Genomic DNA, 17,421 nt, shown 5'->3' with positions numbered 1-17,421 from the left:
ACCCCGGATCAAGTCCGGGGTGACAGAGATCAACCAATTCCGGGGTGACAGGGTCCCATCTATGTCATGGGTGACAGGTTTCCATCAATGTCAGGGGTGACGGGGGTCAATCAAGTCCGGGGAGATTGCTGCAATTTTTTCTCAGACGCCTCAATCTCTGCCCAGGTCGCGTCGTCGATCCAGATGCCGTTTTGCTCGCGGTCGGCGCGTGCCGTGCGTTCGGGCTCGCCCGCCAGCTTGACGCCATCGCTTCCGGGTGCATCGGGGCTTTGGCGCAGCCAGTCGGCAAAAGCCAGGGCTTCTTGCTCGAACGAGGCTTGCGTGCCCAGGCGCACCGGGTCGATCAGCATCGTCAGCATGCCGTTCAGCACAGCGCGTTGCTGGTCGGCTTCGCGGTGCCAAGTGCCGCTGCCAGTCAGCGCGCCACCCAGCAGTTCACAGGCCATGGCCATGCCAAAGCCCTTGTGGTCGCCAAAGGTCATGAGTGCGCCAAACAAACCATTGGACTGGGGCACCACCACCACGCCAGGGTCGGTGGTGGGGTGGCCGTGTTCATCGATCAAATAGCCGGGCGGCACTTGTTCGCCCTTGTTGTGGGCCACGCGCATCTTGCCTTGCGCCACTCGGCTGGTGGCAAAGTCGAGCACAAAGGGGGCGCGGCTGCCCATGGGCACGCCGATGCAGCAGGGGTTGGTGCCAAAACGGCCGTCGCCGCCACCAAAGGGGGCGACCACGGGGCGCGAGAGCACGTTGACAAAATGCACCGACACCAGGCCTTGCGCCACCGCCATCTCGGCAAAGTGGCCAATGCGGCCCAGGTGGTGTGAGCGGCTCAGGGCCACGGTGCACACACCGTGTTGCTTGGCGCGCTCAATGCCCATCTGCATGGCTTGCACGCCGGTGATCTGGCCGTAGCCGCGCTGGCCGTCCAGGTTCAGCAGCGGTCCGGTATCGAGCAGCACCTTCACGCCCGTGTTGGGACTCAGGCCGCCTTCGAGCACCGCGTCCACATAGCGCGGCACCATGCCCACGCCGTGCGAGTCATGCCCGCTCAGGTTGGCCATGACCAGGTTGTCGGCCACTTGCGCAGCTTCGGCCGGGGTGCTGCCCGCTTGTTCGATGATGCGGGCGACTTTGGTGCGCAGATCAGCAGCTTGAATGCATTGGCTCATGATGATCCTTATCGGTCGTTGGGTTTTTCTTGTCACCCCGGGGTTGAGCCTGGGGCTAGTCAGTTGTCACCCCCGGCTTGACCCGGGGTCCATCTTGGGTTTTTTTGGGGGGCGGTCGGTCAACATGGATCCCGGATCAAGTCCGGGATGACACATTGGAATCCGGGATGACAAATTGCAATCTGGGACGACAAATTGGAATCCGGGATGACAAATGGATGGTTGGGATGACAAGGGGAGGGCCCACATCCCATTCACATCACCGCGCCAACTTGCCACGGCACAAACTCGTTTTGGCCGTAACCGTGGCGCTCGCTCTTGGTGGGCTCTCCGGATGCTGCAGCCAAGATCATCTCGAAGATGCGCTGGCCCATCTCGGCGATGCTGACGCCGCCGTCCACGATCTCGCCGCAGTTGAGGTCCATGTCCTCTTCCTGCTTTTTCCAGAGCGCCGTGTTGGTCGAGAACTTGAGGCTGGGCGAAGGGGCGCAGCCATAGGCGCTGCCGCGCCCGGTGGTGAAGCAAATCAGGTTGGCACCGCCCGCGACCTGGCCCGTGGCGCTGACCGGGTCGTAGCCGGGCGTGTCCATGTAGACAAAGCCTTTGGCGGTGACCGGCTCGGCGTATTCGTACACCGCTTGCAGGTTGCTGGTGCCGCCCTTGGCCACTGCACCCAGTGACTTTTCGAGGATGGTGGTCAGGCCTCCGGCCTTGTTGCCGGGCGAGGGGTTGTTGTTCATCTCGCCGCCGTTGATGGCGGTGTAGTTCTCCCACCATCGGATGCGCTCGATCAGCTTGTGCGCCACTTCGGGCTTGACGGCGCGGCGTGTGAGCAAATGCTCGGCGCCATAAATTTCGGGGGTTTCGCTCAGGATGGCGGTGCCGCCGTGCTGCACCAGCAGGTCCACCGCCGCGCCCAGCGCCGGGTTGGCGCTGATGCCCGAATAACCGTCAGACCCGCCGCACTGCAAGCCCACCGTGATGTGCTCGGCACTGCATGGCTCGCGGGTGATGGCGTTGGCGCGTGGCAGCATTTCTTCGATCAAGGCAATGCCTTTTTCCACCGTGAGGCGCGTGCCGCCCGTGTCCTGGATGTTGAAGACCTTGAGCGTGTCGCCCTCGCGCAAGCTGCTGTGCGCCAGCCAGGTGTTGAGCTGGTTGGCTTCGCAACCCAGACCCACCACCACCACGCCCCAGAAGTTGGCGTGGGTGGCGTAACCGGCCAGCGTGCGCTCCAGCAGCTGGATGCCCAAGCCTTCGGTGTCCATGCCGCAGCCGGTGCCGTGTGTCAGTGCCACCACGCCGTCCACGTTCGGAAAGTTGGCCAGCGCTGCGGGGTTGTTGCGCTTGGAGAAGTGGTCGGCAATCGCGCGTGCCGCAGTGGCCGAACAGTTGACGCTGGAGAGCACGCCGATGTAATTGCGGGTGGCCACGCGGCCGTCGCTGCGCTTGTAGCCCATGAAGGTCGCTTGTTGGCGCACCGGCTCGGCTTTGACGTCTTGCCCGATGGCGTAGTCGCGCTCAAAGTTGCCTTTTTCAGCGCCCATGTTCAGGTTGTGCGTGTGCACATGTTCGCCGGGGGCAATGGCTTGTGAAGCGAAGCCAATGATCTGGTTGTAGCGGCGTACCGGTTCACCGGCCGTGATGGCGCGGGTGGCGATTTTGTGGCCGGGCGGAATCAGGCCGCGCACGGGCACGCCGTCCACGGCGGTGCCGCTCATGAGTTGGGCGCGGGCGATGACCACGTCATCGGCGGGGTGCAGGCGAATGAAAGCACTCATGACAAGACCTCAATAAAACTGCTTGGGCAACCACAGCACCAGGCTGGGCACATAGGTGATGACGATCAGGCTGCCCATCAGCGGGAACAGCCAAGGCAAGATGGCCATGGTGGTCCGCTCGACGCTGAGCTTGGCCACGCGGGCCAGCACGAACAGCACCATGCCCATGGGCGGGTGCAGCAGGCCGATCATCAGGTTCAGCACCATGACCAAACCGAAGTGCACCAGGTCGATGCCCAGCTGTTGGCAAATCGGCACCAGAATCGGCACGAGGATGGTGATGGCGGCAGTCGGCTCCAGGAAGCAGCCCACAAACAGCATCAGCGCATTGGCCAGCAGCAAGAAGACCCAAGGTTCTTGCGTGAAGCCCAAGACCCAGCTGGAGATGGCGGTGGTCACGCCTGTGGCAGTGAGCATCCAGCCAAAAATACTGGCTGCGGCCACGATGAACAGCACGGTGGCGGTGGTCTCTACGGTGTCCAGGCAGATCTTCACGAACATCTTGAAGTTGAGCGTGCGGTACCAAAAAAAGCCCAAGGCAATCGCCCAGACGCAAGCCGCAATCGCGCCTTCGGTGGGGGTGAACACGCCGGTGGTCATGCCGCCAATCAGGATGACCGGGGTCATGATGGGCAAGACGGCTTGAAAGTTGAAGAACTTGTCGGCAGCGAACAAAACGATCAAGGCCACAAACACCGTGATCTGAGGCGGCGTGCCCATGGCGGTCACCAACCACCAAATGGACAAGGGCCAGCCCACCACCACAGCGGTTTCGGCCAGGGCCTTGATGACTTTGGGCCACTCGAATTTGACGTCGGCACCCCAGCCGTTTTTGTGGGCAAAAAAGGCCACGGTGAGCATCATCAACAGCGCCATCAACACGCCCGGCAAGATGCCTGCCAAGAACAAGGCCCCGACCGAGACGTTGGCCATCATGCCGTAGATCACAAAGGGCAAGCTCGGCGGAATGATGGGCCCCAGCGTGGCCGATGCGGCCGTGACGCCCACCGCAAACTCGGTGCTGTAACCATGGTCTTTCATGGCCTTGATCTCGATGGTGCCCAGGCCCGCAGCGTCGGCAATGGCCGTGCCGCTCATGCCCGCAAATACCACCGAGCCCACCACGTTGACGTGACCTAAGCCGCCCTTGAGCCAGCCCACCAAGGCCAGCGCATAGTTGTAGATGCGGTTGGTGATGCCCGCGTTGTTCATCAGGTTACCGGCCAGAATGAAGAAGGGCACGGCCAGCAGTGGAAAGCTGTCGATGCCCGAGACCATGCGGTGGATGACCACAAAGGGCGGCGAGCTTTCGACAAAAAACAGATACAGCAAGGATGCACCCGCCATGGCAATGGCCACCGGGATGCCGCCGCTCATGAGGATGAGAAAAAGGATCTTCAGCATGGAGAACTTTCTAAGGGCGTTTCAGCGGTCGGACATTTCGGATTCGGGGCGTTGCAGCACGGTGTAGCCGCGTTGCCAATGCACTTTGGCCACCCACATGGCGCGCAGGCACATGGCGGCAAAACCGGCCATCACCACGCCATAGATCAAGTTCATGGGCAAATCGATGATGGTCATCTTGTAGCTGCCCAGTTTTTCCATCATCTGGCCTGTCAGCACGGTGGCGGCGCCAAAGAAGGCAATGCGCATCACATCCACCACGGTGCCCATGGCGCGTGACATCCAGTCCGGCATGAAGCGGTAAAAGAAATCCACCTGAATGTGGTTGTTCTTGGCCACCCCAATCGTGGCCCCGGTGAACACCGTGGCGATCAATAAATAGCGTGCGATTTCTTCGGTCCACGACGCCGAGTTGTTCATCACATAGCGTGTGAAGAATTGGTAAAACACCGTCAGGCCCAAAGCCCAGAAGAAAGCCAGTGCCACCCAGGCTTCGATGGGGGTGCCTGACAAATCCACTTCGTCATCGGTGGCATGAAACTGGCCATCGTCCCCCATGACTTTGGGCAGGGCGTCGAGGTCGGGGAGGTTGCTCATGGGAAATCCTTGAATTCGGGAAATGCCGCAGGTCGGGCGGTGTCGGCCCGACCTGCGCAGCCTGATGGCTTATTTGGCGGCTTGGATTTTGTCGAAGTCAGACTGTGTGAAGCCCATGGAGGTCAGGGGCTTGTTTTTCAGGACGGCGTCCTGGAAAGACTTGCGGTCCACCTGCACGATCTGCAGGCCCTTTTTCTTGAACTCGTCGACCAACTCGGCCTCACGTGCCTTGATCTTGCCGGTGGCGCGCACAGCGGCTTCTTGCGTCACGTCGGTGAACATTTTCTTTTCGGCGTCGCTGAGCTTGTTCCACAGGTGCGGTGCAATTTGTGTGGTCAAACCGTCCACGATGTGGCCCGTCATCATGATGGCCTTTTGCACTTCAAAGAACTTCTTGGCTTCGATGGTGGTCAAGGGGTTTTCTTGCGCCTCGACGGTGCCGTTTTGCAAGGCCAAATACACCTCGGCAAAAGCAATCGGGGTGGGGTTGGCGCCGCAAGCTTCAGGCGTGGCGCGGTAGGCCGGCACATCGGGCACGCGGATCTTGATGCCTTTCATGCCCGCGCAGTTGGTGAAGGCTTTTTGGGCTGTGGTGTGGCGTGCACCGTAGTAGGTGTAGGCCGTGACCTGGATGCCGGTTTTGCTTCGGAATTCGTTGACCATTTCCTGGAACACGGGGCTCTTGGAATAAGCGATCAGGTGGTCGCCATCGCGGAAGATGAAGGGGTAGTAGGCAATGCCAAAGCGCGGGTAGGTGCGGGCCGCAAAAGAGGGGCCGCTGATGATCATGTCCACCGTGCCCAGGGTCAGGCCTTGGTTGATGTCGGTTTCTTTGCCCAGTGTGGAGGCGGGGAAGACCTGGATGTCGAACTTGCCGTTGCTGCGCTTTTTGATTTCTTCGGCGGCCCAGACCGATTCGGTGTGGTACGGCTCGGAGGTTTCGTAAACGTGGGCCCACTTGATTTTTTGCTGGGCCATGGCGCTGGTGCTGAGCAGCAGCGTGCCCACGGCCATGGCACCGACGGCGGCCAGGGTTTTCAATGCGAATCGTTTGCTCATCTTTGTCTCCTCTTTGGGGTTTGAAATTTGCTGACGCGGGAACAGAAAAACCACCCTAACGGGCGGGTGCGCGGCGCCAGCTCGCGCTGTATCTTTTGTGGGCTTGTTTCAGGTGCTTTTGCATGGCCTTGCGAGCTGCCGAGGCGTCGTGCGCTTCAATGGCGTGCAGCACGGCCTGGTGTTCGGCGATGGCGGCTTGCCAGGACTCGGGGTGTTCAAAGTAATCGCCCAGCCGCTCGAACAAAGGGCCATTGCGGGCGAGCCAAAAGCGTTGCACGGTGTCCAACAAAACGCTGTTGCCACAGGCCTTGGCGATGGCTTCGTGAAAGGCCTCATCGCCCCAGCGGGGCACTTCGTCTTGTGCGGCTTCGAGCGCCATTTTTTGCAGAGCTGCGCGGATGGCTTGCAAGTCTTTTTTCTGGGCGTTGTTGGCGGCCAGCGCGGCCACCTCGGACTCCACGAGGATGCGGGCGCTCATCACTTCGAGAGGACCCCATTGGGTCGGTGTGTCTGTTGCTCGGCTGCTGACGGAGCGCTTGGGGCGTGTGGTGCTTTGCACGTAAATGCCCGAACCGGTGCGCACTTCGATCATGCCTTCGACTTCGAGCGCGATCAGCGCTTCGCGCACCGAGGGGCGGCTCACGCCCAGTTGCGCGGCCAGGTCGCGCTCGGCCGGCAAACGAGAACCCACCGCGAATTCGCCTGAGGCCATCAGTTGCCGAAGTTGCTCGGCAATCTGGCGGTAAAGGCGCTGGGGTTCAAGGCTTGGGGCGGTCATGCGAGGGATCAGGGATAACGTGAATTGGAGAATTGGTCAGACCAGTTGCACAATCATCACATGTTCAGATTTGACCGGTCAAGCCATTTCGAATCCGCACAAACCCGCATGGATGTGTGGGCTGCGGCAGACCTTGCGCATGCGGCAAATCGTTCGCTTGTGTTTTGGTTGGCCCCTTGTCTTGTTCTTTGAGCCGAGTTGCGCATGCCCCCAGTCACCATTGACCGCGTGAGCCTTCGGCAAGTCAATTTGCCGCCCAAGGTTTTGCGCACCGACGCCATCCAGTCCTTTGTGACGCAAGAAACGATTTTGCTCACGCTGCACTGCAGCGACGGCATTGACGCCACGGGCTACGCCTACACGATTGGCACGGGCGGCTCATCGGTCATTGCTTTGCTCAAGGACCACTTGGCGCCGCGCCTCATTGGGCGTGATCCGGTCATGGTTGAGGCAATCTGGAAAGACTTGTTTTTTCACACCCACGCCACCGCTGTGGGGGCCATGACCAGCTTGGCACTCGCCTGTGTGGACACGGCCTTGTGGGACTGGCGTGCGCAAAGCCAGGGCCTGCCGCTGTGGCGCTTGCTGGGCGGGGCGCAAGCGCGCGTGCCGCTCTACACCACCGAAGGCGGTTGGTTGCACCTGTCGCCGCAGGCGCTGGTGGACCAAACGCTGGAGGCGCAAGCCCAAGGCTTCAAGGGCGCCAAGATCAAAATCGGCCGCCCGCATGTGAGCGAAGACGTGGCGCGCCTCTCTGCCGTGCGCGATGCGGTGGGACCAGGCTTTGAGCTGATGACCGACGCCAACCAAGGCTTCAACCGCGCAGAAGTCGTGCGCCGTGCGCGTGCTTTTGATGGGCTGGGTCTGGCCTGGATCGAAGAGCCCCTGCCCGCCGAAGACGTGTCGGGCCACCGCCAGTTGCGCGAGCACACCACCATCCCCGTGGCGGTGGGCGAATCGATGTACCACCCGATGCAGTTCCGCGAATATTTGGAGCAGGGCGCGTGCTCGATCGTGCAGCCCGACGTGGCACGCATCGGCGGCATCACGCCTTGGATCAAAACCGCGCACTTGGCCGAAACTTTTGACGTGGCGGTGTGCCCGCACTTTTTGATGGAGTTGCATGTGAGCCTGTGTGCGGCCGTGCCCAACGCCACTTGGGTGGAATACATCCCGCAGCTTGACGACATCACCACCTCGCGCATGCAGGTGCAGGACGGTTATGCCTTGCCACCCGAAACGCCTGGCTTGGGCATTGCCTGGGACTGGGCGGCCATTCAACAACGACAAACGACCCACATGGAGATCCAAGCATCATGAGACTCAAAGGAAAAATCGCGCTGGTGACTGCTGCCGGTCAAGGCATTGGCCAGGCTGCTGCGCTGGCCATGGCCGCTGAAGGTGCGACCGTGTACGCCACGGATGTGAATGCCGAATTGCTCAAGTCGTATGAGGGTGTGGCCAACGTGCACACCGCCGTGCTGAATGTGCTCGACAAATCGGCCATTGCCGCGCAGGTGGCCAGCCTCACGCGCATCGACATCATCTTCAATTGCGCGGGCTTTGTGCACAACGGCAACATTGAATTGGCCACCGACGACGATTGGGAATTTGCCTTCAACCTGAACGTACGTTCGCAGTTCTGGATGATCCAGGCGGCCATTCCCAAAATGGTCGCGCAGTTTGAAAAAGACGGTCACGGCGGCAGCATCATCAACATGGCCAGCGTGTGCTCCAGCGTCAAGGGCCTACCCAACCGTTTCATTTACGGCACCAGCAAGGCGGCGGTGATTGGCCTGACCAAAAGCGTGGCCGCCGACTATGTGCGCCAGGGCATCCGTTGCAACTGCATCTGCCCCGGCACGGTGGACACGCCTTCGCTGCAAGACCGCATCAACAGCTACGCCGACCCGGTGCAGGCGCGCAAGGACTTCATCAACCGCCAGCCCATGGGGCGGCTGGCGCAGGCGGCAGAGATTGCGCCCATCGTGACCTTTCTCGCATCCGACGAATCCATTTTCGCCACGGGCAATGCCTACATGGTCGACGGTGGCATGACCATTTGATCTCCTCAGAAAGACACACATGAACTTGCTTGACATGAAAGGCCGCCACGCGGTCATCACCGGTGCTGCCACCGGCTTGGGATTTGCCATTGCGCAGCGCATGCTGGCTTCGGGTGCACGGGTGACGATCTGGGACCGCGATGTGGCAGGCATGGCGGCCGCTGCAGAGCAGCTGCGCAAGGGCCAGCTGGGTGCCGTGGTCAACACGGTGCAGGTTGATGTGGCCGACCACGCCTCGGTGGTGAATGCCACGGCGCAAACGGTGGCGCTGGCCGGTGTGGATGTGCTGGTCAACAGCGCCGGCATCACTGGCCCCAACGTCAAGGTGTGGGATTACCCTCTGGACGCCTGGAAGCAGGTGTTCGATGTGAACGTGCATGGCTTGTTCCACTGCTGCCGCGAACTGAGCGCCCACATGAAGGCGCGCAACTACGGTCGCATCGTCAACATCGCCTCGGTGGCAGGCAAGGACGGCAACCCCAATGCCAGCGCTTACAGCGCGAGCAAGGCGGCGGTGATTGGCCTGACCAAATCGCTGGGCAAAGAGCTGGCCGACACCGGTGTGCGTGTGAACTGTGTCACCCCTGCGGCTGTGAAGACGGCGATCTTTGATCAAATGACGCCCGAGCACATCCAGTTCATGCTCTCTAAAATCCCGATGGCCCGCTTTGGCGAGCCCGAAGAAGTCGCCGCCATGGTGACTTGGTTGAGCACCGAAGAATGTTCCTTCTCCACCGGCGCGGTCTTTGACCTGTCCGGTGGCCGTTCCACGTATTGATTCTGTTCCAGCATTGAAAGGTATTTATGAAACTCGTTCGTTATGGCCAACCCGGCAAAGAAAAACCCGGCCTGATCGACGCCGACGGCCGTTTGCGCGACCTGAGCAGCGTGGTCAAAGACATCACGCCTGAGTTGCTGAACGACAAGGCCTTGGCCAAACTGGCCAAGGTCAAGACCGACAAGCTGCCTTTGGTGCGTGGCAAAAAGCGTTTTGGCACGCCCATCTCATCGACCAGCAAGTTCATCGCCATCGGCCTGAACTACGCCGACCACGCGGCCGAATCGGGCATGCCGATTCCCAAAGAGCCCATCGTGTTCACCAAGGCGATCTCCTGCATTCAAGGCGCAGACGACGACGTGATGCTGCCCAAGGGCTCCAAAAAGTCTGACTGGGAAGTCGAGCTGGGCATCGTGATCGGCACCCGTGCCCGTTACGTGACCCAAAAAGAAGCCCTCAACCATGTGGCCGGTTACTGCGTGGTCAACGACGTGAGCGAGCGCGAATACCAGCTGGAGTTGGGCGGCAGCTGGGACAAGGGCAAGGGTTGCGACACCTTCGGCCCCGTGGGTCCTTGGTTGGTCACACGCGACGAAGTGCCCAACCCACAAGCCCTGGGCATGTGGCTGGACGTGAACGGCGTGCGCTACCAGACTGGCAACACCAAGACCATGATCTTTGGCGTGGCCAAGTTGGTCAGCTATGTGAGCCAGTTCATGACCCTGGAGCCCGGCGACATCATCACCACCGGCACCCCTCCGGGCGTGGGCATGGGCGTCAAGGTGGACGGCAAGCCCGCACCGGTGTATCTCAAGCGCGGCGATGTGATGCGTTTGGGCATTGAAGGCCTGGGTGAGCAAACCCAGAAAGTGGTCGCGTTCAAGGCCTGAGTTTGCTCGGCATGGGCTGAGCGACACCGATGGACCCCGGGTCTTCACCCGGGGTGACCCACAAGTGCTGTCATCCCGGACTTGCTCCGGGAGCCGCTTTCCCTCGTGAGCGCCAGTGACGGCCCTCCCGATTTACCCTGAACGCTTCAGGGCTTCCCGGATTTGCATTGGTTTTGGTGCAAAATAGAACGACCGTTCTATTTTCATCCGCCATGACCGATCGCAAACCTCCTTCCAAAGTTCAACGCCTGCCGGTGCCTGAAACCGGTCGCCGTGTCTTGATCAAGGGCCAGCAAACCAAGGCCGTGATCATCGATGCCGCTTTGGGGCTGGCTTCGCAAATTGGCCTCGAAGGCCTGTCGATCGGCGCGCTGGCCGAAGTCACGGGCATGAGCAAGTCGGGCGTGTTTGCCCACTTTGGCTCCCGCGAAGAACTGCAAATTTCCGTCATCCGCGAATACCACGACCGCTTTGAAGCCGAAGTGTTTTATGCGGCCATGCAAAAGCCTCGGGGTGTGCCGCGTCTGCAGGCCATGTTTGACAACTGGATGGTGCAGACCTCGGCCGAGATCGATTCGGGCTGCATCTACATCAGCGGTGCGGTGGAGTTTGACGACCGCACGGGGCCTGTGCGCGATGCGCTGGCCTCGTCGGTGGCCACCTGGCAAACCGCCTTGCGCCGCGCTGTGGAGCTGGCGCAGGCCGAAGGCCAGCTCAGCCGCCAGGCCGATGCCCACCAGATCGCTTTCGAGATCCATGGCCTGATTCTGGCGCTGCATTACGAAGCCCGTTTTTTGCGCAACCCGGCCGCCACCGGGCGTGCACGCCAGGGCTTTTCGCACATCCTCTCTCGCTACGCCGTGGCCCCCGATACGTCCGTACCGCCTGCGGCCAAGGCGCGCCGCAAAACCCGCGCCGATTGATTTTCAATTTCTCCAGGAGTCTCACATGCCCGTTTACAACCCGCCCCTTCGTGACATGCAATTCGTCTTGCATGAATTGTTCAACGTCAGTGCCGAGCTCAAGGCCTTGCCCAAGCACGCCGAGACCGACGCCGACACCATCAATGCGGTGCTCGAAGAAGGTGGCAAGTTCGCGGCCGAGGTGGTCTTTCCCCTCAACATTTCTGGCGACACCCAAGGCTGCACGCTCAACCGCGACACGCACGAGGTCAAGGCGCCCGATGGTTTCAAAGCCGCTTACGCGCAGTACGTGGCCGGTGGCTGGCCCTCGCTCAGCTGCGACCCTCAGTTCGGTGGTCAGGGCTTGCCCTTTGTGGTCAACCAGTGTTTTTACGAAATGCTCAACTCGGCCAACCAAGCTTGGACCATGTACCCCGGCTTGTCGCACGGCGCTTACGAAGCCCTGCACGCGCACGGCACGCCTGAGCAAAAAGCCTTGTTCCTGCCCAAGCTGACCAGCGGCGAGTGGACCGGCACCATGTGCTTGACCGAGCCACATTGCGGCACCGATCTGGGCCTCCTGCGCACCAAGGCCGAGCCACAGGCCGATGGTACTTACCGCATCACCGGTCAAAAGATTTTCATCAGCGCGGGCGAACACGACCTGGCCGCCAACATCGTGCACTTGGTGCTGGCCCGCTTGCCCGACGCGCCGCCCGGCAGCAAAGGCATCAGCCTGTTCCTGGTGCCCAAGTTCAAAGTGGCGGCGGACGGCAGCGTGGGTGAGCGCAACGGCATTTACTGCGGCGGTCTGGAGCACAAGATGGGCATCCACGGCAATGCCACCTGCCAGATGGTGCTCGACGAGGCGGTGGGCACCATGGTGGGCCAGCCCAACAAAGGCTTGGCCGCGATGTTTGTGATGATGAACGCCGCTCGCTTGGGTGTCGGCAACCAGTCGCTGGGCCTGACCGAGGTGGCTTACCAAAACGCGCTGGCCTATGCCAAAGACCGCGTGCAGATGCGCTCGCTCACCGGTGTGAAGGCGCCTGGCAAACCCGCCGATCCGATCATCGTGCACCCCGATGTGCGCCGCATGCTGATGACGGCCAAGGCCTATGCCGAGGGCGGTCGTGCCTTGGCTTGCTACTGCGCCTTGCTGCTCGACAAAGAACTCAACCACCCCGACGAAGCCGTGCGGGCCGAGGCCGCTGAAGTCGTGGCTCTGCTCACGCCCATCGTTAAGGCCTTCACCACCGACAACGCCTGGCAAGCCACCACCGAATGCCAGCAGGTGTTTGGCGGTCACGGCTACATCAAGGAGTGGGGCATGGAGCAGTTCGTGCGCGATGCCCGCATCAACATGATCTACGAAGGCACCAACACCATCCAGTCGCTCGACCTGCTGGGCCGCAAGGTGCTGGGCAACCAGGGTGCATCGCTCAAAAAGTTTGGCAAGTTGGTCGAGCAACTGGTCAAAGCCGAAATGGCCAACGAAGCCATGGGCGAGTTCATCCGACCGCTGGCCGACCTGGGCCAAAAGCTCACCCAACTCACCGGCGAGGTGGGCATGAAGGCCATGAGCAATGCCGACGAAGTGGGCGCTGCTGCGGTGGACTACCTGCGCGTGGTGGGGCATTTGGTGATGGGGTACTTCTGGGCCCGCTCGGCGCAGATTGCCCTCCAAAAACTGGCCGAGGCCGAAGAAGAGGCGCAGCGCCCCGATCCCTTCTACCAGGCCAAGCTGCAGACGGCGCGTTTTTACTTCACCCGTTTGATGCCTGAAACCTCCAGCCTGATGCGCCGCATCCGTGCGGGCAGCGAGGTGCTGATGGACACCGACGCCGCTCTGGCATGATCCGCTCAACAAGGAACACTGTCATGAAAAACACCCTCCGCACGGCCACGATGCTCGTCACCAGCTTGCTGGCACTGGCTGCCCAAGCCAGCAGCCCTGTGGGCCGTTGGCACACCATCGACGACAAAACCGGTGAGACCAAAAGCGTGGTCACCATCGAAGATGCGGGCGGTGTGCTGCGCGGCAAGGTCAGCCAGATTTTGCGCAAGGGGGCCGACCCCGCCGCCAAATGCGACAAATGCGCCGATGACCGCAAAGACCAAACCATCCTGGGCATGGAAATCATCCGGGGCGTGAAGAAGTCTTCAGGCAACGACTACTGGGAAGGTGGCGAGATCCTCGACCCGGAAGAGGGCAAGCTGTACCGCGTGCGACTGACGCCGGTCGAGGGCGGCGCGAAACTGCAAGTGCGCGGTTTCCTCGGCCCCTTCTGGCGCAACCAGTTGTGGGTCAAGGCGCCCTGATCCTGTTTCCCTTCACATCCGCCGCCCATTGGGGCGGCCTTTTCATTTTTGAGACGAGGCCACCATGTCTGACATCCTGACCCACATCGACGCAGGGGTGATGACCATCACCTTCAACCGTCTGGACAAAAAGAACTCCATCACCTCCACCATGTATGCGGCCATGGCCGATGCCGTGGCGCAAGCGGCTGCCGATGCGTCGGTGCGCGTGGTGCTGTTTCAGGGCCATGAAAGCATCTTCAGTGCGGGCAACGACATTGGCGACTTTCTGAACCAGCCGCCCTCTACCCATGAGTCGCCGGTGTTCCGCTTCCTGCGCGGCATCGCCACCTTTGAAAAACCTTTGCTGGCTGCAGTCGCCGGCCCTGCGGTGGGCATCGGCACCACCATGCTCTTCCATTGCGACTTGGTCTACGCCGGTGACAACGCCGCGTTTTCCATGCCTTTTGTGAACTTGGGTCTGTGCCCCGAAGCGGCATCGAGCGTGCTGGCGCCGCGCATGTTCGGTTACCACCGCGCCGCCGAAGCGCTGCTGATGGGCGAGCCCTTTTTTGCCGAAGCAGCGCAAGAAGTCGGCTTGGTCAACCGCGTGGTGCCGCCCACCGAGGTCAATGGCTATGCCCAGGCCCAAGCCCGCAAACTGGCGGGCAAGCCTTTGTCGTCGCTGATCGAGACCAAGCGCCTGATGAAGGGTGGCTACCAGCAGGAAGTTTTGGCCAAGATGGACGAAGAGGGCCAAAGCTTTGGCCGCATGCTGCGCGAACCCGCTGCGCGCGAGGCTTTTGGCGCTTTCATGGAAAAGCGCAAGCCGGATTTTTCCAAGCTGTGATGCCTGTTCATCGCTGAGCGAGTGTCCGACCTGAAGGCGCATACCTGCAAATGCCCAGCGTCGGCACTTGGCCGCCTGTCGATAAAATCACCCGATGTCCAACCGTACCCCCACTCCCGTCGTCCTTGAGCCTGAATACATCGAAGGCTTTCGCCAGATCTACGAAGAAAAAATCGTCTTCAACAAGACCCTGGGTCTGAAACTGGTGACGGTCACGCCCGACGCGGTGGAGGCCCGCATCGACATGCGGCCCGAGCTGGTGGGGCACTATGCCTACAACCGCATCCATGGCGGCGTGATCAGCGCGGTGCTGGACGCCATCGGCAGTGCGGCGGTGATGGCGGCACTGGCGGCCAAGCACATGGACGAGACGCCCGCCAAGCGCCTGGAACGCTTTGCCAAGCTGGGCACCATCGATTTGCGTGTGGACTATTTGCGCCCGGGCATTGGCGAGTACTTCACCGTGCATGCCAACGCGCTGCGTGTGGGCTCGCGTGTGGGTTCTTCGCGCATGGAGTTTCGCGGCCCGGATGGCACCTTGATGTCCACCGGCGCGGCGGCTTACATCGTCTCTTGAGCGTTCATTCCGATGGCACAGGGCAGGGCTTGCCCTGGCTGTCGATGGCCACATAGGTCAGTCGCGCTTCGGTCACTTTGATGTACTGACCTTGCAGCGCAAAGCGCTCCGCAAACACTTCCACCTGCACGGTGACCGAGGTGCGGCCCACCTTCACGATGCGGGCAAAGAACGACAGGATGTCGCCCACTTTGACCGCTTGCTTGAAGATGAACTCGTTGACCGCCACGGTGGCGATGCGGCCCCTGACGCGCCGAGCGGGCAAGACGGCACCGGCCAAGTCCACCTGGGCCATGACCCAGCCCCCGAAGATGTCGCCACTGGCGTTGCAGTCGGCCGGCATGGGGATGACTTTGAGCACCAGCTCCTGGTCTGTGGGTAAAGCGACGGTTTGGGGGCGGGGGGCTTCAGACATGGGCACAATCGAATGGTTGCAGATTCACTGGATTGTCCTTTATGCGCCACCACGGCGAAACCACCCCTTCGGCGCCAGCCGCCTCGCGTTCGGGCGATTGGCAAACCTTGTCCCGCTTGTTGCCTTATTTGTGGCAATACAAATGGCGTGTCCTCGTCGCATTGGCTTTGATGGTCGGCGCCAAGTTGGCCAACGTCAGCGTGCCCTTGCTGCTCAAGGAGCTGATCGATGCGATGAGCCTCAAGCCTGGCAATCCGACCGTTGTGCTGTTGGTGCCCGCCAGCTTGCTGCTGGGATATGGCGCTTTGCGCCTCATGACCTCGGCCTTCACCGAGTTGCGCGAGCTGGTGTTTGCCAAAGCCACGCAGGGCGCGGCCCGCAGCATTGCGCTGCAAACCTTTGAGCACCTGCACGCTTTGAGCTTGCGCTTTCACCTGGCCCGTCAAACCGGTGGCATGACGCGCGACATCGAGCGCGGCGTGCGCGGCATCGAGTCGCTGATTTCCTATTCGCTGTACAGCATCGTTCCCACCTTGATCGAGGTGACCCTGGTCTTGAGCATTTTGGCCGTGAAGTTCGATGTCTGGTTTGCCTGGATCACGGTGGCGGCTTTGGGCCTGTACATCTTTTTCACGGTGCGCATCACCGAATGGCGCACCCAGTTCCGCAAACAGGCCAACGAGTTCGATTCGGCCGCCCACACCAAGGCGGTGGATTCTTTGCTCAATTACGAGACGGTGAAGTATTTCGGCAACGAAGCGTTTGAAGCCAAGCGCTACGACGAAAGCCTGGAGCGCCTGCGCCGCTCGCGCTTGAAGGCTCAGACCTCGCTGAGCCTGCTCAACACCGGGCAGCAACTGATCATCGCCACCGCTTTGGTGGCCATGCTCTGGCGTGCCACGCAAGGCGTGGTCGATGGGCGCATGACACTGGGTGACTTGGTCATGATCAACGCATTCATGATCCAGCTGTACATCCCGCTGAACTTCCTGGGGGTGCTCTATCGGGAGATCAAACAAAGCCTGACCGATCTGGACAAGATGTTCACGCTGATGGACCGTGAACGGGAAATTGCTGACGTGCCCGGCGCTTTGCCGCTGGCCTTGGTGGGGGCGCCCGCTGTGGTGTTTGACCATGTCTCGTTTGCCTACGAAAGCGACCGCCCCATCTTGCAGGACATCAGCTTCGAGATCCCTGCTGGCAAGACGGTGGCCGTGGTGGGGCCATCGGGTTCGGGCAAGTCCACCCTGGCGCGTTTGATGTTCCGTTTTTACGATGTGCAGCAAGGCACCATCCGCATGGCCGGGCAAGACATCAAGCAGGTGACCCAGGCCAGCGTGCGCCAGGCTTTGGGCATCGTGCCGCAAGACACGGTGCTGTTCAACGACACGGTGGCCTACAATATCGCCTACGGCCGCCCCGGCGCCAACCAGGCCGAGATCGAGGGCGCTGCCCGCGCGGCCCGCATCCACGACTTCATCGCGTCCACGCCCAAGGGCTACCAGACCTCGGTGGGTGAGCGGGGCTTGAAACTCTCGGGCGGCGAAAAACAGCGCGTGGCGATTGCCCGCACTTTGCTCAAAGACCCACCGATCCTGGTGTTTGACGAGGCCACCTCGGCGCTGGACTCGGCCAATGAACGCGCCATCCAAGCCGAGCTGGCCGGTGTGTCGCAGAACAAGACCACTTTGGTGATCGCGCACCGCTTGTCCACCGTGGTCGATGCGCACGAGATTTTGGTGATGGAAGCCGGACGCATCATTGAGCGCGGCAACCACGCCGCCTTGCTGGCGCTGCAGGGGCGTTACGCCAGCATGTGGGCCTTGCAGCAGTCGGCCGATTGAAGCTTTT

At 61.2% G+C, this 17,421-nt stretch carries 17 protein-coding genes; 10 read left to right on the top strand and 7 right to left on the bottom strand.

Annotated elements, in window-relative coordinates; translation table 11 throughout:
- Positions 1-110: 110 nt before the first annotated feature.
- From B9Z43_RS13545 to B9Z43_RS13520, 6 genes are all read right to left on the bottom strand, one after another.
- Positions 111-1,172, bottom strand: a complete 1,062-nt coding sequence (locus B9Z43_RS13545; RefSeq protein WP_108326469.1) for a malate/lactate/ureidoglycolate dehydrogenase — start codon at positions 1,170-1,172, stop codon at positions 111-113.
- A gap of 254 nt (positions 1,173-1,426) precedes the next feature.
- Entirely contained in the window at positions 1,427-2,953 is a 1,527-nt protein-coding gene (locus tag B9Z43_RS13540; protein ID WP_108326468.1) for a UxaA family hydrolase, read from the bottom strand.
- A 9-nt stretch (positions 2,954-2,962) separates the two neighbouring features.
- Positions 2,963-4,357: a TRAP transporter large permease gene (locus B9Z43_RS13535; protein WP_108326467.1), complete on the bottom strand. Its 1,395-nt coding sequence runs from the start codon at positions 4,355-4,357 to the stop codon at positions 2,963-2,965.
- Positions 4,358-4,378: 21 nt separating this feature from the next.
- The gene (locus B9Z43_RS13530) at positions 4,379-4,954 is read right to left on the bottom strand and encodes a TRAP transporter small permease (protein ID WP_108326466.1); all 576 of its coding nucleotides are present in this window, start codon (positions 4,952-4,954) and stop codon (positions 4,379-4,381) included.
- A 69-nt stretch (positions 4,955-5,023) separates the two neighbouring features.
- On the bottom strand, positions 5,024-6,013 hold the full coding sequence (locus B9Z43_RS13525) for a sialic acid TRAP transporter substrate-binding protein SiaP (RefSeq protein ID WP_108326465.1): 990 nt from the start codon (positions 6,011-6,013) through the stop codon (positions 5,024-5,026).
- Positions 6,014-6,068: 55 nt separating this feature from the next.
- The gene (locus tag B9Z43_RS13520; protein WP_108326464.1) at positions 6,069-6,791 is read right to left on the bottom strand and encodes a FadR/GntR family transcriptional regulator; all 723 of its coding nucleotides are present in this window, start codon (positions 6,789-6,791) and stop codon (positions 6,069-6,071) included.
- Positions 6,792-6,995: 204 nt separating this feature from the next.
- On the opposite strand from B9Z43_RS13520, the gene B9Z43_RS13515 reads away from it, so the two are divergent.
- From B9Z43_RS13515 to B9Z43_RS13475, 9 genes are all read left to right on the top strand, one after another.
- Positions 6,996-8,111 carry a mandelate racemase/muconate lactonizing enzyme family protein gene (locus B9Z43_RS13515; protein WP_108326463.1) on the top strand — a complete coding sequence of 372 codons (1,116 nt, stop codon included), beginning with the start codon at positions 6,996-6,998 and terminating at the stop codon, positions 8,109-8,111.
- The gene (locus tag B9Z43_RS13510; RefSeq protein WP_108326462.1) at positions 8,108-8,857 is read left to right on the top strand and encodes an SDR family oxidoreductase; all 750 of its coding nucleotides are present in this window, start codon (positions 8,108-8,110) and stop codon (positions 8,855-8,857) included. Before B9Z43_RS13515 ends, B9Z43_RS13510 begins: the two co-directional genes overlap by 4 nt.
- A 19-nt stretch (positions 8,858-8,876) precedes the next feature.
- Positions 8,877-9,635, top strand: a complete 759-nt coding sequence (locus B9Z43_RS13505; RefSeq protein ID WP_108326461.1) for an SDR family NAD(P)-dependent oxidoreductase — start codon at positions 8,877-8,879, stop codon at positions 9,633-9,635.
- Between the two features lie 26 nt (positions 9,636-9,661).
- Positions 9,662-10,525 carry a fumarylacetoacetate hydrolase family protein gene (locus B9Z43_RS13500; protein ID WP_108326460.1) on the top strand — a complete coding sequence of 288 codons (864 nt, stop codon included), beginning with the start codon at positions 9,662-9,664 and terminating at the stop codon, positions 10,523-10,525.
- 212 nt (positions 10,526-10,737) lie between these two features.
- A complete protein-coding gene (locus B9Z43_RS13495; RefSeq protein WP_108326459.1) occupies positions 10,738-11,448 on the top strand; it encodes a TetR/AcrR family transcriptional regulator in 711 nt (236 codons plus the stop codon).
- A gap of 25 nt (positions 11,449-11,473) precedes the next feature.
- Complete coding sequence (locus B9Z43_RS13490) at positions 11,474-13,285, top strand: acyl-CoA dehydrogenase C-terminal domain-containing protein (protein ID WP_108326458.1); 1,812 nt, start codon at positions 11,474-11,476, stop codon at positions 13,283-13,285.
- Between the two features lie 23 nt (positions 13,286-13,308).
- Positions 13,309-13,749, top strand: a complete 441-nt coding sequence (locus tag B9Z43_RS13485) for a DUF2147 domain-containing protein (RefSeq protein WP_108326457.1) — start codon at positions 13,309-13,311, stop codon at positions 13,747-13,749.
- A gap of 64 nt (positions 13,750-13,813) precedes the next feature.
- Complete coding sequence (locus B9Z43_RS13480; RefSeq protein WP_108326456.1) at positions 13,814-14,578, top strand: enoyl-CoA hydratase; 765 nt, start codon at positions 13,814-13,816, stop codon at positions 14,576-14,578.
- A gap of 94 nt (positions 14,579-14,672) precedes the next feature.
- Complete coding sequence (locus tag B9Z43_RS13475; RefSeq protein ID WP_108326455.1) at positions 14,673-15,155, top strand: thioesterase family protein; 483 nt, start codon at positions 14,673-14,675, stop codon at positions 15,153-15,155.
- 4 nt (positions 15,156-15,159) lie between these two features.
- On the opposite strand, the gene B9Z43_RS13470 is transcribed toward B9Z43_RS13475, so the two are convergent.
- Positions 15,160-15,570 (bottom strand): acyl-CoA thioesterase, encoded by a 411-nt coding sequence (locus tag B9Z43_RS13470; protein ID WP_108326454.1) that lies wholly within the window; start codon positions 15,568-15,570, stop codon positions 15,160-15,162.
- Positions 15,571-15,611: 41 nt separating this feature from the next.
- On the opposite strand from B9Z43_RS13470, the gene B9Z43_RS13465 reads away from it, so the two are divergent.
- Positions 15,612-17,414, top strand: a complete 1,803-nt coding sequence (locus tag B9Z43_RS13465) for an ABC transporter ATP-binding protein/permease (RefSeq protein ID WP_108326453.1) — start codon at positions 15,612-15,614, stop codon at positions 17,412-17,414.
- Positions 17,415-17,421 lie beyond the last annotated feature (7 nt).

This window comes from Limnohabitans sp. MMS-10A-192, assembly GCF_003063335.1.
In the GTDB taxonomy this organism is placed as follows: Bacteria; Pseudomonadota; Gammaproteobacteria; order Burkholderiales; family Burkholderiaceae_C; genus Limnohabitans_A.
Note: the sequence above shows the minus strand (reverse complement) of the source record. Positions and strands in the feature narration are given on the sequence as shown.